The following is a 22,659-nucleotide window of genomic DNA, read 5'->3' as shown; positions in this document are numbered from 1 at the left end:
TCTGCATCCCGGTTAATTCCCCGATTTGTGCAGCACCGCGTTTGGTTTGCGACGAAGTGGTACCCATCAATGTGATTCAAGATCGGTACCTGAGTACTGCCGGCCATTCGTGGTGGTGTCGCTACCCCTTTCAGGGACAGTGGTTGTCCCGACGCGCCCATTCACACACCCTCTAACTCGATTTGGCATACCGGAGTGCGACCCGGCAGGTTTCCGCTCGCGCCGAATCAGGAGAATTGCATGCTGTTTACTGAACTCAATCTGCACCCGTCCATCCAGAAGGCGATCACTGCCTGCGGTTACACCGAGGTCACCCCGATCCAGGCTGAGGCCATTCCGTTGGCCCAGGCCGGCCGTGACCTGATCGCCTCGGCCCAGACCGGCACCGGCAAGACCGCCGCCTTCATCCTGCCGGCCCTGGAGCGCCTGGCCAAGCCCGGCCCTGCCGGTCACGGCCCCCGGGTGCTGGTGCTGACCCCCACCCGCGAACTGGCCGTACAGGTGGCCGATTCCGTGGCCCGTTATGGCCGTATGCTCCGTTTTCGCTACGGCACTATCATGGGTGGCGTACCCTATCCTGAGCAGTTGCGGATGCTGCGCCAGCCGATTGACCTGATCGTGGCCACCCCGGGCCGGTTGATCGATCACCTGGAGCGGGGACGGCTGGACCTGTCCCGCGTGGAACTGCTGGTGCTGGACGAGGCCGACCGGATGCTGGACATGGGCTTCACCGACGCCGTTGACCAGATCGCCGCCGCCACCCCCAAAGGCCGTCAGACCCTGTTGTTTACCGCCACCATGGACGACCCGATGGCGAGGCTGGCCCAACGGCTGCTAACCGAGCCGGAGCGGATCGCCATTGCCACCCCCAAGACCACCAACCTGCAGATCGAGCAACGGCTGCATGTGACCGACAATCTGGGCCACAAGTACCGTTTGCTGCACCATCTACTGGAGGACCCCAGCATCACCCAGGCGATCATCTTCTCCGCCACCAAGCGGGATGCCGACAGCCTGGCCCAGGAGCTGTACCAGCAGGGACATGCCGCTGCAGCCCTGCATGGCGATATGACCCAGGGGGCCCGTACCCGCACCCTGACCAACCTGCGCCGTGGCCGTGTCAAGCTGCTGGTGGCCACCGACGTGGCTGCCCGCGGTCTCGATATCAACGGCATCAGCCATGTGATCAACTTCGACCTGCCCAAGGCAGCCGAAGACTACGTGCACCGTATCGGCCGCACCGGCCGGGCCGGCGCCACCGGCATCGCCATCTCCTTTGTCTCGCCGGCCGAGGCTGCCTATCTGCAGCGGATCGAGCGTTACACCGGTCAGAAGGTGCCGGTCCATACCATCCCCGGCTTGGAGCCTTCCAGCTCGATGCCTTCCGGCAACCGTGGTGCGGCTGGCAAGGGTCGGCGTCCCTTTGTGCCGGGTGGCCAACGCCGCCAGGGCGGTGCCCCCAAAACAGCGGGCGGCTATCAGCAGCGCAGCCGCACACAACGCTAGCCGTTAGTTACTGCTATTACGCATGAACGCCCCGCCTTGGCAACCCAAGGCGGGGCGTTTGTTTTCGGCTATCGGTCAGTGTGTCGCCTAGCGTCTACCCCCCAGGATAGAACCCATTACCCCCCGGATGATGGCCCGGCCCAACTGATTGCCCACCGTACGGGCCGCGCTTTTGGCCATCGCCTCCACCACCCCCTGGCGTTGCCGGCCGCCGCCACCACCACCGCCCAGCAGATCACCCAGCATGCCGCCCAAGCCGCCCAAGCCGCCCAGGCCAGCCCCTGCAGCAGGTTGCTGCGCTGCCGGTTGGGGAGTGGACGCCGCCGCTTGTGCCGCTGCCTGCTCGGCCCGGGCCTTGAGTAGTTCGTAGGCCGATTCGCGGTCAACGGCCCGGTCGTAGACCCCGGCCACCAGTGACGATTGCATCAGACGCTGGCGCTCCTGGGGGTCGATCGGGCCGATCTGGCCCCGGGGCGGCACGATCAGGGCCCGTTCCACCATGCCGGGGCGCCCCTTCTCATCCAGGCAGGAGACCAGCGCCTCGCCAACCCCCAGTTCGGTAATCACCGTTTCCTCATCAAGTGCCGGGTTATCCCGCATGGTCTCGGCTGCCGCCCTGACCGCCTTCTGGTCGCGGGGGCTGAAGGCCCGCAGGGCGTGCTGCACCCGGTTGCCCAGCTGGGAGAGCACCTTGTCCGGGATATCGGCCGGGTTCTGTGTGACAAAGTAGACACCGACCCCCTTGGAGCGGATCAGGCGCACCACCTGTTCGATCTTGTCCACCAGGGCCGGCGGGGCATCGTTGAACAACAGGTGGGCCTCGTCAAAGAAAAAGACCAGCTTGGGTTTGTCCAGATCACCGGCCTCGGGCAGATTCTCGAACAGTTCCGACAGCAGCCAGAGCAGCAGGGTGGCATACAGCTTGGGTGCCTGCATCAGTTTATCGGCCGAGAGGATGTTGATCACCCCCTTGCCGCGGTCGGATTGCAGCAGGTCGTTGATGTTCAGCATCGGCTCACCGAAGATCTGTTCGCCGCCCTGGCTTTCCAGGGTCAACAGGCTGCGTTGAATGGCCCCTACGCTGGCGGACGAGATGTTACCGTATTCGGTGGTGAACTCCTTGGCGTTATCCCCCACGTATTGCAACATGGTCCGCAGGTCTTTCAGATCAAGCAACAGCAGGCCGTTATCATCGGCCACCTTGAAGACAAGGTTCAAGACGCCGGCCTGGGTATTGTTCAGCTCCAACATGCGGGCCAGCAGCAGCGGCCCCATGTCGGAGATGGTGGCCCGCACCGGATGGCCGCTTTGGCCGAACGGATCCCACAAGGTCACCGGGAACCCCTGATACTGATGATCGCCCAGTTGCAGCTGGGTCACCCGTTCCGCCACCTTCTGGTTGCTGCCGCCGGGCAGCGCCAGACCGGACAGGTCGCCCTTCACATCGGACATGAAGCAGGGCACGCCGATGCTGGAGAATTGCTCGGCCAGGGTCTGCAGGGTTACGGTCTTGCCAGTGCCGGTGGCGCCGGTGATCAGGCCGTGGCGGTTGGCCATGCGCGGCAGCAGATGTAGTTCGGTGGTCTCGTTTTTGGCAATCAGGATCGGTGTGCTCATGGGTGCTCCTTTGTGGACGGCTGTGCGCGAAGGCCGGGTGATGGCGGCTCCAGACGTTTGGGGGTATAGCGGGGGTACAGAATACCGTGTTCGGTGCGGATCAGCACCGGCCAGGCAACATCAGCGATGCTGAACAGCTGTGCCTTCGTTTGACCGGCAGTTGGCTGCCAGCCCTGCGGCAGGAACTCGAACTCCCAACTGGTGCCAAAACGGTCGCGAACGGTCGCTTGGTACGCGCTTGCATCAGACGATTCCGTAACCGTTATGGTCAGAGTGCTGCTGTACGGGATGCCCTGGCGGGATGCCCGTACCGCATGTCTGCGGTGCGGTGCACTCTTCCAGATCGAAAGGGCCACAACTGCCAGAAAGACGCCGGCCATCGCAAACATCGCCTCATGGTAGTGATAGGCGGCAGCACAGAGCAGTACGGCTGCCAGGGTCAGTAACGAACGTCCCAGGATTCGCAGCGCTTCGTTGTCGGTGCGCTGCAGCTTCAGCAGCTGTTGTTCAGGTGTCATTGCTTGTTTCTCATGCTGCTGGTTGGTGCCAGGTGTGCGCTTACTGTACCACACCTGGCAGCATCGGCAAGCCTGTAAGCAAACGCCCCGCCCCGGAAAACCGGAGCAGGGCGTTGCTTTTGTTGCAGTAAGGCGAGGATTAACCCATTACGATGACCAGGTCCTCTTTCTCCACCTTATCGCCCTCTTTGAACTTCACCTCGGCAATCGTGCCGTCGGCCTTGGCCTTGATGTTGGTCTCCATCTTCATGGCTTCGGTCACCAGCAGCACGTCGCCGGCCTTGACCTGATCGCCGGCCTTGACGTTGACCTTGAAGACCTTGCCCGGCATCGGGGCGCCGATATGGCTGGGGTTGCCCTTGTCGGCTTTTTCGCGGAAGGCGTCGCTGTTCTGCACCGATTGGTCACGCACCACCACGGCCCGGTTGTTGCCGTTCAGCTCGAAGTAGACCTCGCGGGTGCCGTCTTCCTGCAGCTTGCCCACGGCGTTCAGTTTGATGATCAGGGTCTTGCCGGCCTCGATGTCCAGCGAGGTCTCCTGGCCCGGCTCCAGCCCGTAGAAGAAGATTGGGGTCGGGATGACCGAGGTGTCGGAGAAGTCCTGGCGATGCTTGTCGAATTCCGGGTAGACGTTGGGGTAGAGGATCGATGAGATCAAGGCCTTGTCATCCACCTTGTGGCCCAGCTTCTCCTCCAGCTTGAGGCGCTCCTCATCAAAGTCCACCGGCTCCAGCAGTTCGCCGGGGCGGCAGGTGATCGGCTGCTGGCCCTTGAGGACGATCTTCTGCAACTCTTCCGGCCAGCCCTGGTACGGTTGGCCCAACATCCCCTTAAACATACCCACCACTGATTCCGGGAAGGCCAGGTCTTCTTTGGTGGTGAAGACATCAGCCGGCTGCAGGTTGTTCTTGACCAGGAACATGGCCATGTCGCCCACCACCTTGGAGGAGGGGGTCACCTTGACGATGTCGCCGAACATCAGGTTGACCTGATGGTACATCTCCTTGCACTCTTCCCAGCGGTCCAAAAGCCCTAAGCCTGCCACCTGCGGCTTGTAGTTGGAGTACTGGCCACCGGGAATCTCGTGGTGATAGACCTCGGCAGTGCCGCTTTTCAGGCCTGACTCGAAGGGTGCGTAGTAATCCCGCACGGTCTCCCAGTAGTTGGCCAGCTGTTGCAGGCCGGCGGCATTCAGCTGCGGGTCGCGTTCAGTACGCTCCAGCGCCGCCACCAGGGCGTTCAGGTTGGGCTGGGCGGTCAGGCCGGACAGGGAGGAGAGTGAGGCATCGACGATGTCCACCCCGGCCTCGCTGGCCATCAGCAGCATGGCGCCGGCGTTGCTGGAGGTGTCGTGGGTGTGCAGGTGCACCGGGATGCCGATGTTCTCTTTCAGAGCCTTGACCAGCTTGTAGCCGGCCATCGGCTTCAGGAGACCGGCCATATCCTTGATGGCCAGGATATGGGCCCCCATCTTCTCCAGCTCCTTGGCCATGTTCACGTAGTATTCCAGCGGATACTTGTCCCGCTTGGGGTCGGTGATGTCGCCGGTGTAGCAGATGGTGGCCTCGCAGATCTTGCCGGATTTGCGCACCGCCTCCATGGCCACCTGCATGCCGGTGGTCCAGTTCAGCGAGTCAAAGACCCGGAAGATATCCACGCCGGAGTTGGCGGCCTCTTCCACAAACTTCTGCACCACGTTGTCCGGGTAGTTGGTGTAGCCCACAGCGTTGGAACCGCGCAGCAGCATCTGGAACAGGATGTTGGGGATCGCCTCGGACAGTTTGTGCAGACGCTGCCAGGGACACTCCTTCAGGAAGCGCATCGAGACGTCGAAGGTGGCGCCCCCCCAGCACTCCAGCGAGAACAGATCGGCCCCCAGGTAGGAGGTGGGCTCGGCGATCTTTAGGATGTCATGGGAACGGACCCGGGTGGCCAGCAGCGACTGGTGGGCGTCCCGCATGGTGGTGTCGGTGATCAGGAGTTTCTTCTGCTCCAGGATCCACTTGGAGAGCCCCTCGGCCCCCAGCTTCATGAACAGGTCTTTTGAGCCGGCCGGACGGCGTTGGGTGTAGTCGATCTCCGGCACCCGTGCCTCGATCAGCTCGGCCGACTTGAGCGGCTTGGTGATACCAGGGGAGCCGTTGACCACCACATCCCCCAGGAAGGAGAGTACCTTGCTGGCGCGGTCCTTCTTCTCGCGGAACTGCAGCAGTTCGGGGTGTTTGTCGATGAAGGAGGTGTCACACTTGCCGTGCAGGAACACCGGGTGGGTGATCACGTTCTCCAGGAAACCGATGTTGGTCTTGACCCCCCGTACCCGGAACTCCTGCAGGGCGCGGTCCATGATCGCAGCGGCATCCTTGAAGGTCAGGCCCCAGGAGCTGACCTTGACCAGCAGCGAGTCATAGTGGGGGGTGATCTTGGCGCCGGTGAAGGCGTTGCCGGCATCGAGACGGATACCGGCCCCGGCAGCAGAGCGGTAGGTGGTCAGGGTGCCGAAATCCGGGGCGAAGTTGTTGGCCGGGTCCTCGGTGGTGATCCGGCACTGGATGGCATAACCGCGCATGTCGATGGCCGACTGGGAGGGGATGTTGATCTCCGGGTCGGACATCTTGTAGCCCTGGGCGATCAGGATCTGGTTCTGCACCAGGTTGCGGCCGGTGATCATTTCGGTGACGGTATGTTCAACCTGGATGCGGGGGTTCATCTCAATAAAGTAGAAAGCACCCTCCTGGTCCACCAGGAATTCAACGGTGCCGGCGTTGCGGTACTTGACCAGCCCGGAGATCTTCAGGGCCGCGGTGCAGATCTCCTCACGCTGCTGCTGGGTCAGGCAGAGCGACGGCGCAAACTCTACCACCTTCTGGTGGCGGCGCTGGATCGAGCAATCCCGCTCGAAGAAGTGTACCAGGTTGCCGTAGTTGTCACCCAGTACCTGTACCTCGATATGCTTGGGGTTCTCAATGTAGCGCTCCAGAAAGACCGTGGGGTTGCCGAAGGCCGCCTTGGCCTCGCTGCGGGCCGCCACCAGACCTTCGGTCAGCTCCTTTTTGTTGCGGGCCACCCGCATACCGCGGCCACCACCGCCGGCAGCCGCCTTGATGATGATCGGATAGCCGTGCTCCTTGGCAAACTTGAGGGCTTCCTCTTCCTTCCCGATCGGGTCCTCGGTACCGGGCACCACCGGTACACCGGCGGCCATGGCTGCCTTGCGGCCGGCCACCTTGTCACCCAGGGCGCGTTGCATCTCGGCGGTGGGGCCGATGAAGGTGATACCGGCGGCCTCGCACTTCTCGGCAAACTCGGCGTTCTCAGCCAGGAAACCGTAACCGGGGTGGATCGCATCCACGTCGGCCTTCAGTGCCAGGGCGATGATCTCGTCGATCCCCAGGTAGGCGTCGATCGGGGCCTTGCCCTTGCCGATCTGGTAGGCCTCATCGGCCTTGTAGCGGTGCAGGGAGAGCTTGTCTTCTTCCGAGTAGAGGGCAACGGTGCTGATACCCAGTTCGGTGCAGGCCCGGAAGATGCGGATGGCGATCTCGCCACGGTTGGCGGCCATTACCTTTCTGAACTTGTTGACTTTTTTCATGTGACTGCCTCCTGAGAGTTCGATCAGATCGAAAGTAAGATTGAAAATTTTTAGCGAAGCTGAAAAAATTTAGTTATTTTGTATAGTTATGAAGCTTATGGTGGCGGCACTTAACCAGAAACAAGGGGTGATGTCAATAGATAAATGTGCGCTTTTGCGGATGCTGCTTGCCTGGCTCCGCTGTATGCGCCTTCATGTATACGCTATGTATTCAGCGTGTCGCCCCTGCATTTTTTTTGTTATCGTGAGCTGCGACAGAGCTGTGATCGAGGAGGCCTTTGTGCAACTAATCGTGAAGTTACGACCGTATCTTTTTATCGCCTTGGCGGTTGGAGCCGTCCTGCCGGTGGTAACGGCGCCAATGGCCTTGGGGGCAGGCATCGTGTTCGGGCTGCTGTTGGGCAATCCCTGGAAGGTGCAGACCTCCCGCTGGAGCCGACTGTTGCTGCAGGGGGCTGTGATGGGTCTCGGTTTCGGTGTGCCGATTCAGAACGTCATCATCACCGGTCGGGATGCCTTTGTCTATACGGCAGTCAGTATCGGCCTGACCATGCTGCTGGGCCTTGCGCTGGGCAGGCTGTTCGGCACTGCCTCCCGCACCTCAACCCTGATCTCGTTCGGCACCGCCATTTGCGGCGGCAGCGCCATTGCCGCCATGGCCCCGGTGATCAGGGCCGAGCCGGAAGAGACAGGGGTGGCGCTGGCCACGGTCTTTACCCTCAATGCGCTGGCGTTGCTGGTCTTTCCACCGTTGGGCCATCTGATGGGGATGGGGGAAGGACAGTTCGGTCTTTGGTCGGCGCTTGCAATTCACGATACCAGCAGCGTGGTGGGGGCGGCGGCGGCCTTTGGCGGTACGGCATTGACCATCGCCACCACCGTCAAGCTGACCCGCATGCTCTGGATCATGCCGGTGGCGCTGGGGGTGGCGTTGGTGACCCGTTCTGAGGGCAGGGTTGCGTTCCCCTATTTTATTCTCGGGTTTCTGGCTGCTGCTGCGCTGCGCAGTCTGCTGCCCCAGTACTTGCCGTTCTGGCAGGCGGGTTTGGCCGTGGCCAAGCAGGCGCTGGTGGTGACGCTGTTTCTGATCGGCAGCGGCCTGACCCGTGAGGTGTTGGCCAAGACCGGACTGCGTCCGTTGCTGCAGGCCACACTGCTGTGGGTGGTCGTTTCGCTTGCATCTGCCGCGGCCATTATGGCCGGCCTGGTATCGTGAACAAAAAAACACCCTGCGCCATCAGGGCGGGCAGGGTGTTCGAGTGCGGCGTGCCAGTGCAGCAGGGCTAGGCGGTATATTCGTCGGCGTACTTGACCAGGTTGGGTAGATCCGGCTTGGTCAGGATTTTTTGCGCCCCCAGCGATTCCCATTTGCGGATGTTGTCCTCCGAGGCCAGCGAGGAGAAGATGATGATCGGCAGTTCCTGCGGATTCTTCTCCTTGCGGACGGTGGAGGTCAGGTGCAGGCCGTCCATCTGGGGCATCTCCACGTCGGTGATCAGGAGCTGCAGCTTGCTGCGTAGTGTAACGCCCTCAGTGTCGCAACGCTGCATCAGGTCGCGGATCTTGTCCCAGGCCTCGGCCCCGTTGACCGCCTCCAGCACGTTGTAGCCCGCCCCTCGCAGGGCGCTGCACATGGTGGAGCGGATAAAGGGTGAGTCGTCAGCCACCAGGATGGTCTTGCTGTTGCGGTCATGGGTTGGCGCCTCGGCCAGCTGTTCCGGCGCCAGCGGTTTCAGGGCGCTGGAGCTGCAGAATTCGGCCACGATCTTTTCAAAGTCCAGTACCAGGATGATCCGGTCGTCCATCTTGACCAGGCCGGTCACCTGATCGGAATGGGCGCTCATCGAGGGGGCCTCGACGTTTTTCCAGGAGATGCGGTAGATGCGGGAGACCGAGTGGACCAGCACCCCCACCATCAGGTTGTTGAACTCCAGCACGATCACCCGGTCGGCCTGCATGTCGCCGGTATCCTTGTTGAGGATGCGTGCCAGGTTGAGGACCGTGATCACCTTTTCCCGCAGTTTGATCATCCCCTCGATGGCATCTACTGAGTTAAGGGATTTGGTCACCTCCGGCATGCGGATGATCTCGCGCACCTTGGCCACGTTGACCCCGTAGTGGCAGGGCACCAGATTGCCGTGGTGATCGTATTCATCCACGCGGAATTCAACGATTTCCAGTTCGTTGGTGTCACTTTCAAGCAGGATATTGGTCTGTTTAATCGCCATAGGGGCCGCTCCACTGGGTTGGAATAGTGCAGGAGTATACCACAACTTAGCGGATTGCAAAGAGGACAATTTAAGCCCTGTTGCGGCATTGACAGCGCTACACCCCTGTGTTAGCGTCGCGCCTGACCACAAGCTCTGGAGAATCCAATGATAACGCCCGATTTTACAACCTTTTGCCAGTTAGCCAGCCAGGGGAATCTGGTGCCGGTCTATCGCGAGATCATGGCCGACATGGACACCCCGGTGACCGCTTTTCGCAAGATCGACGATGGTCGCTATTCGTTTCTGCTGGAGAGTATTGAGGGCGGCGAGAAATGGGCCCGCTACTCCTTCCTGGGTGCCAGTCCGTCGCTGATTGTCCGCTCCAAGGGGCAGCGTGTCGAGTTGGTGCGTAACGGCGCTATCGAACAACGGGAGGTGGTCGATCCCACCACGGTGGTGCGGGAGATCTTAAGCCAGTACCAACCGGTTGAGGTGGCGGGACTGCCCCGCTTTGTGGGCGGCGCCGTGGGCTACCTGGGCTACGACATGGTGCGCCACTTTGAGCAGTTGCCCACAGGTCTTCCCGATACCATTGGCGCCTGGGATTCGCTGTTCATGATCACCGATAGCCTGCTGATCTTCGACAACGTCAAGCAGAAGATCCAGGTGGTGGCCACCGCACATCTGGACGGCAGCCTGTCGCTGGAAGAGGCCTACCAACAGGCCGTGGCGCGGATCGACGGGCTGGTGGCCCAGCTGCGCAGCCCGCTTTCAGTCAGTCCTGTCACCCGACCGGCCAGCAGCACGGTGGGCTTCAGCTCCAACATGACCCAGGCCGGCTTCGAGGCGGCGGTGGAACGCTGCAAGGAGTACGTGCGGGCCGGGGATATCATCCAGATCGTGCTGTCGCAACGTTTCAGCGGCGACCTGACGGTGGACCCCTTTGATATCTATCGTGTGCTGCGTACCACCAACCCCTCCCCGTATATGTTTTTTCTGCGCTGCGACGACACCACCGTGGTGGGCGCCTCGCCGGAGGTGATGGTGCGTAAGGAAGGGCGCAAGGTGGAACTGCGACCCATCGCCGGTACGCGCCCCCGTGGTGCCACGGTGGAAGATGATGCCCAGCTGGCCGAGGAGCTGCTGGCCGATCCCAAGGAGCGGGCCGAGCATGTCATGCTGGTGGACCTGGGACGCAACGACTTGGGACGGGTCTGCAGGAGCGGTAGTGTTGAGGTGAGTGAGCTGATGGTGATCGAGCGTTACTCACACGTGATGCATATCGTCTCCAACGTGCGCGGTGAACTGCTTGCGGACCGCGACGCCTTCGATCTGGTGCGGGCCACCTTCCCGGCCGGCACCCTGTCCGGCGCCCCCAAGATTAGGGCCATGCAGATTATCGACGAGCTGGAGCCGCTGCGACGTGGCGTCTACGGCGGGGCTGTCGGCTACATTTCCTATTCCGGCAATATGGATCTGGCCATTGCCATCCGCACCCTGGTGGTCAGGGACGGCAAGGTGCATCTGCAGGCCGGGGCCGGTATCGTGGCCGATTCCGACCCCACCGCCGAATGGCAGGAGACGGTCAACAAGGCCATGGCGGTAAGACGGGCAATCGAGATTGCGGAGCAGGGGCTGGAGTAGCGCTTAGTGTAGTTCCAGCGGCCCGGTCTGGTGTTTGGGCCGCTTGAGCAGCAGCAACAGCGGGATGATGGCCAGGAAGGCCAGTCCAACGATGAAGAAGATCCGGTTGTAGGCCAGGGTGGCCGCCTGCTGGCGTACCATGCCGTAGAGCATGGTCAGTGCGCCCTGGTCGGCCTGGGTGGCCGACAGCCCTTTGGTGATCAGGGCCTGTTTGAGCTGCTCGAAGCGCAGCTGAAACACGGGGTTGTACTGGTTGATGTGGGGCACCAGCACGGTCTGGTAAAACTGCGACAGACGACCCAGCATGGTGGCTGCCACCGCAATGCCCACACTGCCGCCGATATTGCGCAGCAGGTTGAACATGCCGGTGGCGTTGCCGATCTCCTGCTTGGGTATGGCCGAGAGGGTGACGGTGGTCAGCGGTACGAAGGTCATGGCCAGGCCGATGCCCAGCACGATCCGGGGCCAGACAAAGGCCCAGTAGGAAGCCTCCAGACTCAGGCGCTGCATCAGAAACATCGAGGCAGCGCCGATCAGCAAACCCGCCAGCACGATCTTCCGGCCGTCCCGCTTCTGCAGCGCCGCCCCCACCAACGGCATGGTCAGCAGGGTGGCCACCCCGCCCGGCGCCATCACCATCCCTGCGTCGGTGGCTGAATAGCCCATCAGTGTCTGCAGAAACAGCGGGATCAGCATGATCGAGCTGTAGAGGCAGAATCCCACCACAAACATGATCAGGTTGCCGGCCGAGAAGGACAGGTCCTTGAACAGCCGCAGGTTGACGATCGGGTGTTCGTGGGTCAGCTCGACCCAGATCAGGGTTGCCAGCGCCACCACCGTCAATACGGTCAGGCTGATGATGAAGGAGGAGTTGAACCAGTCTTCGGACTGGCCCTTGTCCAGCACGATCTGCAATGCCCCCATGCCGACGGTCAACAGTCCCAGGCCCCACCAGTCAACGCTGCGGATGCCGTTGCCCTCCCGCAGATGGGGCGGGTCGAAGATGAAAAAGCTGCACATGATGATGGCGATTGCGCCGATCGGGATGTTGATGTAGAAGATCCAGCGCCAGTTCATCTGGTCGGTGATCCAGCCACCCAGGGCCGGTCCCACGATCGGGCCGAACATGGCGCCCACCCCGAAGATCGCCATGGCCATCCCCTGCTGCTGCGGCGGGAAGGTCTCCATCAGGATTGCCTGGCTGATCGGGATCAGCGCCCCGCCGGCCGCCCCCTGCAGGATGCGGAAAAAGATCAGCGAGGCCAGGTTGGGGGCCGCGCCGCAGGCCAGGGAGGCCAGGGTGAACAGCACGATGCAGGTCATCAGGAAGCGCTTGCGGCCGAACATGCGGGACAGCCAGCCGGTCATCGGCAGCACCACGGCGTTGCTGACCAGGTAGGAGGTCAGCACCCAGGTTACCTCCTCAGTGCCGGCGTTGAGGCTGCCTTGCATGTAGGGCAGGGCCACGTTGGCCACCGAGGTGTCCACGATCTCCATGATGGTGGGCAGCATCACGGTGATGGTGATCAGCCATTTATTGATGCTGCGTTGCGCCTCCGACATCAGCGCAGCGGGCTAAGCTCGCGCAGCACATCGCCGAAGCCCCGCCCGGTATGGATCACCGGCACCACGCTCATCCCCATCCGCAGCAGATGCTCTGGGTCGCTGTCCGGGTCGATCAGGATCTTGACCGGTATCCGTTGCACCACCTTGACGTAGTTGCCGGTGGCGTTTTCCGGCGGCAGCAGCGAAAAGGCGGCACCGGTGCCGGCCATGATGCTGTCCACGTTACCGCTGAAGCGGCGGCCGGGGTAGGCGTCCACCCGGAAACTGACCTTCTGGCCGGGGCGGATATGGGTCAGTTGGCTCTCTTTGTAGTTGGCGACGATCCAGGGCTCCTGCAGCGGCACCACCGCCATCAGCGGTTGGCCGGCCTGTACGGTGGCGCCCGGTTCCACCCCCTTGCGGGTAATGTAGCCGTCGGCCGGGGCGGTGATGCGGGTGTAGCTCAGCCGTAGCCGCGATTCGGCCAGCTCGGCCTGCCGCAGCCGGATACGGGCCTGGGCGCCGGGGCCGGCGTTGAGTCCTGCCTGGGCCTCTGCCCGCTTGAGCTGCTCCTGCGCCTCACGCAGCCTGGCCTCGGCCACCCGCTGGCCGGTTTGCAGGCGTTCAAGCTGTTCCTTGGCAATCACCTCCCGGGCGTGGAGTGCTTCGCCCCGCCGAAGGTCCTGATAAGCCTGGTCGCGACGGGCCTGGGCCGATTGTACGGCTGCCCGGGCCGCCGAAACCTGGGAGGTGTCGCTTGAGGTCTCGTTGATCGCCAGCCCCACGGCGGCCTCGGCCTTCTCGGTTGCCAGCCGGTAGTCGGCCGGGTCCAGTTCCACCAGCAGGTCGCCGGTCTTCACCAGCTGATTGTCCCGCACCTGCACCGCAACCACGGTGCCGGGCACGCGGCTGGCAACCGGATGCACCCGCGCCTCCACAAAGGCGTTGTCGGTCTCCAGGTTGGTACGGCTATGCACCAGCCAGCGGAGGCCGAACCAGCTCCCGATCAGTACCAGTGCCACCAGCAGCAAAGCTGCCTTGCGTTGCGGGCTCAAGCGCTTGCCGGCATCCGGTTGCCGGTTTTCGTCAGGCTGTGGCTCGCTTGCTGGCGTTGTCATGGTTTCATCTGCCATAGGGACGTACTCCTTGTCACAACAGGCCCAGGGCCTTGTTCAGTCGGGCGCGGGCCACCTGGAAGTCGTACAGGGCCCGGTAATGCTCAGTCTTGACCTGGGTCAGCAGGCTTTGGGCATCCAGCACGTCGCTGGCGGTACCGACCCGCTCCTGATAGCGGTCCTTGTTGATGCGCAGGTTTTCCTCGCCCTGGCGGATCGCTTCACGGGTGACGGCGATCTGCTGGTCGGCCAGCTGCAGGTCGTTACGGGCCGTAGCAATTTCCAGGCGGGCCTGCTGCTCGGCCATCCGTAGCTGTTGCTGGACGCGGGAGCGCGAGGCAATCGCCTTTTCTTGGCCGGCCGACGAGGCAAAGCCGTCAAACAGATTCACCTTTAACCCGACTGTGGCGGCATAGATGGTCTGCTCACGCAACCGTTCGTTTTCCAGGTAATCCAGCGAGAGCCGGGCATACAGTTCCGGGTAGAAGGCGGCCCGGCTTGCACGTACCTGTTGTTCACTGGTCTCCAGCTGGCTGCGTAGTGCGGCCAGATCGGGACGGCTTTCAAGGGTCTCTGTCAGTGCTGGCGGCGTAGCTGATGGCTGGGTGGGGAGTGGCGGTTCGGCAAGTCGATACCGTTGATCCGGAGCAGATCCGATCAGGAAGTTCAGTTGCAGTTGCAGATTTGCCAGCCGGTTGCGGCTGGCCAACAGTTTCTGGTGGGACGAGGCGTGGCGCACCTCGGCCTGCAGCAGGTCGTTGCGGGTGACGGAGCCATGCTCGTAGAGGGTCTGGGCAACCCGGCGGTGTTCCTCCACCGAGCGCAGTTCCTGCTCTGCAGTCAGCACCAGCTTTTCCCCTTCCAGCAGACCGAAGTAGGTCTGGATGACCTGCAGAACGACCTCCTGCTCCTGGGAGCGGATGTCCGACTGAACCGCCTTGAGCCCGTATTGAGCCTGCTTTTGACGGGCATCGCGGCGACCAAAGTCGTAGAGGGTCTGCGTGAGGGCCAGGCTGGCAAAGGTGTAGCTGGCCTGCTGGGTTTCCATGGACTGGCCGGCCACCTGCATGGCCTGCGGGTCCAGCTGGGCGGTGTAGCCTCCCTGGGCGTCAAGTTGCGGATAGCGGCCACTGTCGGCCTGGCGCCGGCTTGCCTGAGCAATGGCCTGGTCCCACTGCACGGTCTGCAACAGCGGATGCTGCTGCTTTGCTTTCTGGAGTGCCTCCTCCAAGGTCAGGGGCGTTGCCAGGACTGTGCTGCAGGTAAGCAGGAATGTGGGCAGGATTATGGCCAGCCAGCGTGCCATGTGGTGCTCCTTTCGTTGCCACGGGCCTGGTACCGTGACGCAAATTCAGCACTTTACCGATAATTATCCGGCTGTCAATATCCGTCATCGGCACGGGTGGTGTCGCAACGTCAGCCGCTGGTCCATACAGGGAAAAAAGACTTGCATGCAGCGTATAATTTATGCTATTCGCAATGATACATTTTGTTCGTTTTCAACAAAGTGGGCTCGCAAGGCCCACTTTTTTATTGGGGTACGCCTGTATGGCAGCATCTGTAGACATACCACAGCGAATCACGGAGCTGGCGCAGCCGATCCTCGATTCCCTGGGCCTTGAGCTGGTGGATCTTGAGTTCAGGGCCGCCGGACGCAGCCATGTGCTCTGTCTCTACATCGACAAGCCGGGCGGGGTGAACCTGGACGACTGCGCCGAGGTCAGCCGTGAGTTGTCGCTGGTTCTGGATGTGGAGGACTGCATCCCTGACCGCTACAGCCTTGAAGTCTCTTCCCCAGGGCTGGAACGGCCACTTAAACGGCTGGAGGACTTTGTCCGTTTTAGCGGCAGGCTGGCTCAGATCAAGACCGCTGAGCTGCTTCAGGACGAGCAGGGCAACAAGCGCAAGACCTTTTTGGGCACCCTGCAAGGGGTGGAGGGAGAGCTGGTGCTGCTGCAGCTTAAAGAGGGCCAGCAGGCCCGCATCCCGCTGGACAAGATCGCCAAGGCCCATCTGGCCTTCGAATTTTAACTATATAACGCTTTCATTTATTCATCAGTATTAGGTAAGGAGATTCGTACCGTGGATACCAACGTCAACCTCAAGCAGGCCATCGAGCAGATCGTCAAGGAAAAGGGGATCGACCGTCAGGTGGTCGTAGAGGCGATGGAGCAGGCAGTCCTGTCTGCCGCCAACAAGAAGTACCGCAACACCAGAAATCTGGAGGCTCACTTCAACTCGGAGACCGGCGAGGTGGAGCTGTTTGAATATGTGGTGGTGGTGGAGGAGGTGCAGGATTCCTACACCGAGATTTCGCTGGAAGAGGCCCGCGAGATGGACCCCGAGTGCGAGATCGGCGACGAACTGGGTGAAAAGATCGACTCCGGCGACTTCGGTCGGATCGCGGCCCAGACCGCCAAGCAGGTCATCATCCAGAAGGTGCGCGAGGCCGAGCGCGAGACCGTTTATAACGAGTACAAGGACCGCCAGTGGGAGATCGTTACCGGTCAGGTGCGCCGTTTCGAGCGGGGCGACCTGTTGATCGACCTGGGCCGCGCCGAGGCGATCCTGCCCTCCAAGGAGCAGATGCCCCGCGAGGTCTATCGTCCTGGCGATCGTGTTCGTGCCATGATCATCGATGTGGGTATGACTACCAAAGGCCCTCAGATCGTGCTGTCCCGCACCCATGGCCAGATGCTGGCCAAGCTGTTCGAGGCCGAAGTGCCGGAGATCAGCGAAGGGATCGTAGAGATCGTCAACGTGGTGCGTGACCCGGGCAGCCGGGCCAAGATCGCCGTGGCTTCCCATGACCGCGACGTGGATCCGGTGGGCGCCTGCGTCGGTATGCGTGGTTCCCGTGTGCAGAACGTGGTCTCCGAACTGCGGGGTGAGAAGATCGACATCATCCCCTGGTCGGGCGATATGGCCCGCTTTGTCTGCAACGCCCTGTCTCCGGCCCAGGTCACCAAGGTGTTCATGGACGAGGAGCAGCGCACCCTGGAAGTGATCGTACCCGATGATCAACTGTCGCTGGCCATCGGCAAGCGTGGCCAGAACGTCAGTCTGGCGGCCCGTCTGACCGGCTGCCGGATCGATATCAAGAGTGAGAGCAAGGATACCGAGGCCGACGAACTGGACGAGTTTGCCTCCTTTGACGGCACTCAGCTGGATGAACCGGAAGAGCTTGAAGAGCAGGAGGCCGCCGCTGAGGCGGCTGAGGTCGAGGCGCAGCCGGTGGAGTCTGACAAGGAGTAAGCCATGGGCCGCGAGGCACAGGCAGGTCCCCAGCGCAGCTGTATCGCTTGCCGCCGGGAAGGTGACAAGGCCAGTTTTCTGCGGTTTGTGCTGGCGCCGGATGGCAGCGTGACCCCCGATCTAGAGGAAAAGCTGCCGGGACGAGGTGCTTACACCTGTGTGGCGCGCAGCTGCTTGCTGGAGGCGGTCAAGAAACGCCAGTTCGGCCGTTCCTTCAAAGGGGCCGCAGCGCCGGTGGATGGCGCAGCCCTGGACAGCCTGCTGCAGGAGCAGATGGAGCGTCGCATCAGCGGGTATCTGGCCCTGGCCAATAAGGCCGGTGTGGCCACCTCCGGCGGTGAAGCCGTCGAGCGGACCATGAAGGGCAGCAACCGGCCAAATCTGCTGGTGCTGTCAGAGGATATTTCACCCGCCATCGGCGAGAAGCTCGACGGGCTTGCCCAGCGGGCAGGTGTGCCGGTGATGCGGGCGTTGACGAAGGAAACGTTGGGCATGTTGTTGGGCAAGGAGTCTGACCGGAGCGCCGTGGCGATCATGTCGCCGGGGTTTGGTCAGTCGCTGATACGAGAATTGGTGCGTTACAGGAACTACCTGGAGGAGGATAGCGGGAGATGAGTAAGACCCGGGTGAGCAATCTGGCAGAAAAGCTGGGCGTCGAGACCAAAGAGGTCATTGCCCGGCTGAAGTCATTGGGCTACGACGTCAAGTCGGGGGCTAACACCGTTGATGATGAAGCGGTGGCCAAGCTCATGGCTCCTCAGCCGACAGAGGCGGCCCCTGCCGAGGTGCGGGTTACCTCCACCGTTGTCCGTCGCCGGGCGGCCAAGCCGGCCGCCGTTACCGAGCCAGAGCCGGTTGCAGAACCGGTGGAGGAGGCTCCGAAAAAGGCCACCGCAGCTGCAGCACCGGCTGAGCCGAAACCGGTCGAAGCCACGGTTGTTGCCAAAAAGCCGGTTGAGACCAAGGCCGAGCCGGTGGTGGCGGCTCCTGCTGCCGCCGTTCAGGAGCAGCCTGCGGCTCCGGTTGTAGCGGAAAAGGCTGCCGAGCCGGCACCTGCGGTTGCAGCTGAAAAGCCGGTTGCCCCCGCTGCCGCGACTCCCGCTCCCGCTGCTCCAGATGCTGTTCCCGCACAACCGGCACGGGCCAGCGCCAACCAGGCCAGGATCACCGGCCGGGTTGAGATACCAATTACACCCGACTATCGGAACACCCGTCGTGAGCCGGGTCGAGGCCCGGGTTCAGACCGTGGTCCCCGCCCGGCAGGTGGTCCTGGTGGTGACCGCGGTCCCCGTCCCGCAGGACCGCCCCGTGACGGTGGCGCTCCCCGTCCCGCCGGTCCTCGTCCGGTACAGTTGACTCCGGTGGAACTGGCGCCCCAGGGCGACGATCGTCGCAAGGGTCCTGGCGGTCCAAGCCGCAAGCCTGGTGGGCCGGCAAAAGATGCCGATAAGGCCAAAAAGGCGGCACCGGGCAAAGGTAAGGGCCGTGAGCAGTTCACCAAGACCACGCTGCTTGAGCGCGAGGAGCGTCAGTTTGATCCGTTCCACAAGTCGCGTAAAAAAGGTGGCAAGGAGCGTGAACTGCCCGGTCAGACCGAACTGACCACCCCTAAGGCCATCAAGCGGATCATCAAGATCTCCGAGACCATCACCATCGGCGAGCTGGCCAAGCGGATGGGGATCAAGGCCACCGACGTGATCAAGGCCATGATGAAGATGGGCACCATGGTGACCATCAACCACGTACTGGATCATGATGCTGCCGTGATCCTTGCCTCTGACTATGGGTATGAAGTTGAAAACGTGGCGGTGGACCTGGACGAGATCCTGGAGTTTACCCCTGACGCGCCGGAACTGCTGCAGGAGCGTCCGCCGGTGGTGACCATCATGGGTCACGTCGACCACGGCAAGACCTCGCTCTTGGATGCCATTCGTCAGGCCAACGTGATTGCAGGCGAAGCTGGCGGCATTACCCAGCATATCGGCGCCTACGATGTGGAGCTGCATGGACGCAAGATCACCTTCCTGGATACGCCCGGTCACGAGGCCTTTACCGCCATGCGGGCCCGCGGCGCCAAGGTGACCGACATTGTTATTCTGGTGGTGGCGGCCGATGACGGCGTGATGCCCCAGACCAAAGAGGCGATCAACCATGCCAAGGCGGCCGGCGTGCCGATCATCGTTGCCATCAACAAGATCGACAAGCCCGAGGCCCGTCCGGAAAAGGTCAAGCAGGAGCTGACCGAGCATGGCATCGTTGCCTCCGAGTGGGGCGGCGACACCACCATGGTTGAGGTCTCTGCCAAGCAGCGCCTCAACCTGGAAGGGCTGCTGGAGATGATCCTGCTGCAGGCCGACGTGATGGATCTCAAGGCCAACCCGGACAAGGCGGCCAAGGGCACCATCGTGGAAGGCAAGCTGGACAAGGGCCGCGGCCCGGTTGCCACCGTGCTGGTACAGGAAGGCACCCTGCGCACCGGCGACTACTGCGTGGTCGGTGTCCACTCCGGTCGTGTGCGGGCCATGCAGAACGACCGCGGCGAACGCGTGCTTACCGCAGGTCCGGCCATGCCGGTTGAGGTGATCGGTCTGTCCGGCGTGCCGGATGCCGGTGACATCTTTGTGGCCATGACCGACGAGAAGCAGGCCAAAGAGATCGCCACCCTGCGCCAGATCAAGCAGCGCGAGATCGAACTGGCCAAGCATGCCAAGATGTCGCTGGAACAACTCTACGAGAAGATCCAGCGGGGAGAGGTCAAGGACCTCAACGTCATCGTCAAGGCCGACGTACAGGGCTCAGTGGAGGCAGTGGCGGAGACCCTGCGCAAGCTGTCCACCGATGCGGTCCGTCTGAACGTGATCCACACCGCGGTTGGCGCCATCACCGAGTCGGACGTCAACCTGGCCACGGCATCCAACGCCATCATCATCGGCTTCAGCATCCGTCCCGAGGTCAAGGCCCAGGCCATGGCCGAGAAGGAAGGGGTCGACATCCGCCTCTACAACGTGATCTACGACGCCGTGGATGACATCAAGAAGGCGATGGAAGGTCTACTGGATCCGGTCTTCAAGGAGAAGTATCTGGGCCGTGCCGAGATCCGCGAAATCTTCTCGGTGCCCAAGATTGGCAACGTGGCCGGCTGCTACGTCCAGGACGGCAAGATCCTGCGCAACTCGCAGGTCCGTCTGCTGCGCGACAACGTGGTGGTCTACGAAGGCAAGCTGGGTACCCTGCGCCGCTTCAAGGACGACGTGAAGGAAGTGGCCTCGGGCTACGAGTGCGGCATGGGGCTGGAGAACTACAACGACATCAAGGTTGGGGATATTATAGAGTCGTTTGAGATGGAAAAAACAGCAGCGAAACTATAGGGGCACGGGGCATGGGGCATGGGGCAAGAATGATCGTATCTTGTACCCTTGACCCGTGACCCCTGACCCCTGACCCTGGGTTACTATGCATAAACGTTCCGACAAGGTCGCCGAGACCATCCATACCACCGTATCCACCATCCTGATGCGTGGGCTGAACGACCCGCGCATCGGGTTTGTGACCATCACCGGGGTGGAGGTGACCGATGACCTGCACCTGGCACGGATCTTCTTTTCCGTGATCGGCGACGAGGCGGCGAAAAAGAGCACCGAGGCTGGCCTGAACAGCGCGGCGCGTCATATCCGTCGTGAACTTGGCAAGGTGCTCAAGATGCGCTACACCCCTGATATTCTCTTCAAGTACGACCATTCCCAGGAGTACGGACAACGGATCGACGCACTGCTCCGTGAGGTGGGCGAGGGCCATGATGGAGACGATTCAGAACATAGTTGAGGCGATTCGGCGTAGCCGGAGTGTGTTGATTACCAGTCATGAGGGGCCTGACGGCGATGCCGTCGGCTCCTCGCTTGGTATGGCGGCCTTTTTGCGGGCCATCGGCAAAGAGGTGACCGTACACCTGGCCGATCCGGTGCCGGAACTGTACCGCTTTCTGCCCGGTGCCGAGCAGGTGCGCAGCGATATCCCCGATCAGGATTTCGATCTGGCCTTTGTGCTGGATGTGGGCGAGTTCCGTCGCGCCGGCACGCAGTTCGGCAACTTCAAGCGGATCGGCCAGACCGTCAACCTGGACCACCACCTGACCTGTGAACATTTCGGCGCCTACAACCTGATCGATGAGCAGGCCGCCGCCACCGGGCTTCTGGTCTGGCGGATAGCCAAGGCCTACGGCTTCAGGGCCGATCATGATACCGCCCTCTGTCTGTACGTGGCGGTGCTGACCGATACCGGTTCCTTCCGCTACTCCAATGCCAATCGTGAGGCCTTTGAGGCCGCCGGTGAACTGCTGGAGCAGGGGGGGCTGAACGCCTGGTTTGTCTCGGAACGGTTGTATGAAAGCCAGCCCCGCAAGCGGCTGGAGCTGCTGTCCATGGCGCTGCCGACCCTGGAGTTTATCCGCGACGGTCAGGCCGCCTCGCTGACGGTAACCCTGGATATGTACGCCACAAGCGGCGCCAGCGCCGAGCTGACCGACGGTTTTGTCAACTACCCCCGCTCGGTGGCCGGTGTTGAAGTGGCGATCTTCTTCCGCCAGCTTGAAGAGAAAAAATATAAGGTCGGCTTCCGCTCCAAGGGGGCGGTTAATGTGGCGGCTCTGGCCCAGGCCTTTGGCGGCGGCGGTCACCACAATGCGGCCGGCGGTACCGTGGACGGCACCCTGGACGAGGTCAAGCGGATCGTCTATCAGGCGGTGCATGAGGCCGCGTGGTAGACGGTTTTCTGATTATCGATAAACCGGCCGGTTGCAGTTCCCACGATGTCGTCAATCGGGTGCGACGTATCCTGGCCACCAAAAAGGTGGGCCACACCGGCACCCTGGACCCCTTTGCCACCGGCGTGTTGCCGATTGCGGTGGGGGAGGGGACCAAGGCAATCCCGTTTCTGGATGAGGGTGAAAAGTGCTATCTGGCCACCCTGCAACTGGGGATCACCACCGATACCCTGGATATCACCGGTACGGTGCTGCGCGAGGCTGACAGTACCCAGGCGGGTGAAGCCGACCTGCTCCGTGCCATGGCCGACCTGACCGGCGAGATCGATCAGGTTCCGCCGATGTTCTCGGCCATCAAGCAGGGGGGGCAGCCGCTCTACAAGCTGGCACGCAAGGGTATTGAGGTGGAGCGGACAGCCCGCCGGGTGCTGATCAAACGCTTTGAGCTGCTGGCCTTTGAGCCGCCCCTGGCCCAGGCTGAAGTCCACTGCTCCCGTGGCACCTATGTGCGCACCTTGGCGGATGACCTGGGCCGAATGTTGAACTGCGGTGCCTGTCTGACCGAGCTGCGGCGCACCATGAGTGGCCCGTTTCGACTGGAGCAGGCCCTGAGCCTGGAGGAGCTGGAGGCGGTCGTTGCCGGTGATGCTATCGACCAGTACCTGTTGCAACCGTTGGCCATGCTGAGTCATCTGCCCCGTATCGAGCTGGATGCTGATGAGGTACGCCTGGTGCGTAACGGCCAGGTGCCTTATCGTTGCCTGCTGCCTGAACTGCCTGAAGAGGGCTGCTGCTGCCTGGTGGCTGAGGGCGTTCTGTTGGCGGTGGCCCGCAAGCGGCAGGGACGGCTGGTTTTACAACGAGGCTTTGTTGCAAGTTAAATGCTTTACATCAACCGTAA

The 22,659-nt window shown here is 62.1% G+C and carries 17 protein-coding genes; 10 read left to right on the top strand and 7 right to left on the bottom strand.

Annotated features, from left to right (window positions below):
- Positions 1 to 240 precede the first annotated feature (240 nt).
- Positions 241 to 1,506: a DEAD/DEAH box helicase gene (locus RBQ93_RS08060; protein WP_320371591.1), complete on the top strand. Its 1,266-nt coding sequence runs from the start codon at positions 241 to 243 to the stop codon at positions 1,504 to 1,506.
- 87 nt (positions 1,507 to 1,593) lie between these two features.
- Here RBQ93_RS08060 and RBQ93_RS08055 read toward each other — a convergent pair whose 3' ends face one another.
- The 3 genes from RBQ93_RS08055 to RBQ93_RS08045 form a co-directional block, all read right to left on the bottom strand.
- Positions 1,594 to 3,123 carry a helicase HerA-like domain-containing protein gene (locus RBQ93_RS08055; protein WP_320371590.1) on the bottom strand — a complete coding sequence of 510 codons (1,530 nt, stop codon included), beginning with the start codon at positions 3,121 to 3,123 and terminating at the stop codon, positions 1,594 to 1,596.
- Complete coding sequence (locus RBQ93_RS08050) at positions 3,120 to 3,641, bottom strand: hypothetical protein (RefSeq protein ID WP_320371589.1); 522 nt, start codon at positions 3,639 to 3,641, stop codon at positions 3,120 to 3,122. The genes RBQ93_RS08055 and RBQ93_RS08050 overlap by 4 nt, the downstream gene beginning before the upstream one ends.
- Before the next feature lie 139 nt (positions 3,642 to 3,780).
- Positions 3,781 to 7,230 (bottom strand): pyruvate carboxylase, encoded by a 3,450-nt coding sequence (locus RBQ93_RS08045; protein WP_320371588.1) that lies wholly within the window; start codon positions 7,228 to 7,230, stop codon positions 3,781 to 3,783.
- A 280-nt stretch (positions 7,231 to 7,510) separates the two neighbouring features.
- On the opposite strand from RBQ93_RS08045, the gene RBQ93_RS08040 reads away from it, so the two are divergent.
- Positions 7,511 to 8,446, top strand: coding sequence for a YeiH family protein (locus RBQ93_RS08040; protein ID WP_320371587.1), 936 nt, complete (start codon positions 7,511 to 7,513; stop codon positions 8,444 to 8,446).
- Positions 8,447 to 8,513: 67 nt separating this feature from the next.
- Here RBQ93_RS08040 and RBQ93_RS08035 read toward each other — a convergent pair whose 3' ends face one another.
- Complete coding sequence (locus tag RBQ93_RS08035; RefSeq protein WP_413818369.1) at positions 8,514 to 9,458, bottom strand: chemotaxis protein CheV; 945 nt, start codon at positions 9,456 to 9,458, stop codon at positions 8,514 to 8,516.
- Between the two features lie 147 nt (positions 9,459 to 9,605).
- On the opposite strand from RBQ93_RS08035, the gene trpE reads away from it, so the two are divergent.
- Complete coding sequence (gene trpE, locus RBQ93_RS08030) at positions 9,606 to 11,084, top strand: anthranilate synthase component I (protein ID WP_320371586.1); 1,479 nt, start codon at positions 9,606 to 9,608, stop codon at positions 11,082 to 11,084.
- Positions 11,085 to 11,087: 3 nt separating this feature from the next.
- Here the strand turns inward: trpE and RBQ93_RS08025 are convergent, their stop codons facing one another.
- Genes RBQ93_RS08025 through RBQ93_RS08015 form a run of 3 tightly spaced genes read right to left on the bottom strand, consistent with a single transcriptional unit; the run spans position 11,088 to position 15,050 of the window.
- Positions 11,088 to 12,647 (bottom strand): DHA2 family efflux MFS transporter permease subunit, encoded by a 1,560-nt coding sequence (locus RBQ93_RS08025; RefSeq protein WP_320371585.1) that lies wholly within the window; start codon positions 12,645 to 12,647, stop codon positions 11,088 to 11,090.
- On the bottom strand, positions 12,647 to 13,762 hold the full coding sequence (locus tag RBQ93_RS08020; protein WP_320371584.1) for an HlyD family secretion protein: 1,116 nt from the start codon (positions 13,760 to 13,762) through the stop codon (positions 12,647 to 12,649). Before RBQ93_RS08020 ends, RBQ93_RS08025 begins: the two co-directional genes overlap by 1 nt.
- Positions 13,763 to 13,778: 16 nt before the next feature.
- Positions 13,779 to 15,050 carry a TolC family protein gene (locus RBQ93_RS08015; RefSeq protein WP_320371583.1) on the bottom strand — a complete coding sequence of 424 codons (1,272 nt, stop codon included), beginning with the start codon at positions 15,048 to 15,050 and terminating at the stop codon, positions 13,779 to 13,781.
- 242 nt (positions 15,051 to 15,292) lie between these two features.
- Between RBQ93_RS08015 and rimP the strand changes: the two genes are divergently transcribed.
- The 7 genes from rimP to truB all read left to right on the top strand — a co-directional run bounded on the left by rimP (position 15,293) and on the right by truB (position 22,639).
- Positions 15,293 to 15,775 (top strand): ribosome maturation factor RimP, encoded by a 483-nt coding sequence (rimP, locus tag RBQ93_RS08010; protein ID WP_320371582.1) that lies wholly within the window; start codon positions 15,293 to 15,295, stop codon positions 15,773 to 15,775.
- A 51-nt stretch (positions 15,776 to 15,826) separates the two neighbouring features.
- Positions 15,827 to 16,999 (top strand): transcription termination factor NusA, encoded by a 1,173-nt coding sequence (gene nusA, locus RBQ93_RS08005; protein ID WP_320371581.1) that lies wholly within the window; start codon positions 15,827 to 15,829, stop codon positions 16,997 to 16,999.
- A 3-nt stretch (positions 17,000 to 17,002) separates the two neighbouring features.
- Complete coding sequence (locus RBQ93_RS08000) at positions 17,003 to 17,614, top strand: DUF448 domain-containing protein (protein ID WP_320371580.1); 612 nt, start codon at positions 17,003 to 17,005, stop codon at positions 17,612 to 17,614.
- Positions 17,611 to 20,367, top strand: coding sequence for a translation initiation factor IF-2 (gene infB / locus RBQ93_RS07995; RefSeq protein ID WP_320371579.1), 2,757 nt, complete (start codon positions 17,611 to 17,613; stop codon positions 20,365 to 20,367). Before RBQ93_RS08000 ends, infB begins: the two co-directional genes overlap by 4 nt.
- 85 nt (positions 20,368 to 20,452) lie before the next feature.
- Entirely contained in the window at positions 20,453 to 20,821 is a 369-nt protein-coding gene (locus RBQ93_RS07990) for a ribosome-binding factor A (RefSeq protein WP_320371578.1), read from the top strand.
- Positions 20,793 to 21,758, top strand: a complete 966-nt coding sequence (locus tag RBQ93_RS07985) for a bifunctional oligoribonuclease/PAP phosphatase NrnA (RefSeq protein ID WP_320371577.1) — start codon at positions 20,793 to 20,795, stop codon at positions 21,756 to 21,758. The genes RBQ93_RS07990 and RBQ93_RS07985 overlap by 29 nt, the downstream gene beginning before the upstream one ends.
- Positions 21,752 to 22,639 (top strand): tRNA pseudouridine(55) synthase TruB, encoded by an 888-nt coding sequence (gene truB / locus RBQ93_RS07980; RefSeq protein WP_320371576.1) that lies wholly within the window; start codon positions 21,752 to 21,754, stop codon positions 22,637 to 22,639. Before RBQ93_RS07985 ends, truB begins: the two co-directional genes overlap by 7 nt.
- Positions 22,640 to 22,659 lie beyond the last annotated feature (20 nt).

The sequence above is a fragment of the Trichlorobacter sp. genome (assembly GCF_034008105.1).
In the GTDB taxonomy this organism is placed as follows: Bacteria; Desulfobacterota; Desulfuromonadia; order Geobacterales; family Pseudopelobacteraceae; genus Trichlorobacter.
This window is presented reverse-complemented; position numbering and strand designations above follow the sequence as displayed.

What these genes read in the sequence shown, in the direction of transcription:
- RBQ93_RS08000 (WP_320371580.1), top strand. Translation starts at nt 17,003, where the DNA reads ATGGGCCGCGAGGCACAGGCAGGTCCCCAGCGCAGCTGTATCGCTTGC.
- RBQ93_RS08045 (WP_320371588.1), bottom strand. Translation starts at nt 7,230, where the DNA reads ATGAAAAAAGTCAACAAGTTCAGAAAGGTAATGGCCGCCAACCGTGGC.
- RBQ93_RS08025 (WP_320371585.1), bottom strand. Translation starts at nt 12,647, where the DNA reads ATGTCGGAGGCGCAACGCAGCATCAATAAATGGCTGATCACCATCACC.
- RBQ93_RS07990 (WP_320371578.1), top strand. Translation starts at nt 20,453, where the DNA reads ATGCATAAACGTTCCGACAAGGTCGCCGAGACCATCCATACCACCGTA.
- RBQ93_RS08055 (WP_320371590.1), bottom strand. Translation starts at nt 3,123, where the DNA reads ATGAGCACACCGATCCTGATTGCCAAAAACGAGACCACCGAACTACAT.
- RBQ93_RS08060 (WP_320371591.1), top strand. Translation starts at nt 241, where the DNA reads ATGCTGTTTACTGAACTCAATCTGCACCCGTCCATCCAGAAGGCGATC.
- RBQ93_RS08020 (WP_320371584.1), bottom strand. Translation starts at nt 13,762, where the DNA reads ATGGCAGATGAAACCATGACAACGCCAGCAAGCGAGCCACAGCCTGAC.
- RBQ93_RS08035 (WP_413818369.1), bottom strand. Translation starts at nt 9,458, where the DNA reads ATGGCGATTAAACAGACCAATATCCTGCTTGAAAGTGACACCAACGAA.
- RBQ93_RS07985 (WP_320371577.1), top strand. Translation starts at nt 20,793, where the DNA reads ATGATGGAGACGATTCAGAACATAGTTGAGGCGATTCGGCGTAGCCGG.
- RBQ93_RS08015 (WP_320371583.1), bottom strand. Translation starts at nt 15,050, where the DNA reads ATGGCACGCTGGCTGGCCATAATCCTGCCCACATTCCTGCTTACCTGC.
- trpE (WP_320371586.1), top strand. Translation starts at nt 9,606, where the DNA reads ATGATAACGCCCGATTTTACAACCTTTTGCCAGTTAGCCAGCCAGGGG.
- infB (WP_320371579.1), top strand. Translation starts at nt 17,611, where the DNA reads ATGAGTAAGACCCGGGTGAGCAATCTGGCAGAAAAGCTGGGCGTCGAG.
- RBQ93_RS08050 (WP_320371589.1), bottom strand. Translation starts at nt 3,641, where the DNA reads ATGACACCTGAACAACAGCTGCTGAAGCTGCAGCGCACCGACAACGAA.
- rimP (WP_320371582.1), top strand. Translation starts at nt 15,293, where the DNA reads ATGGCAGCATCTGTAGACATACCACAGCGAATCACGGAGCTGGCGCAG.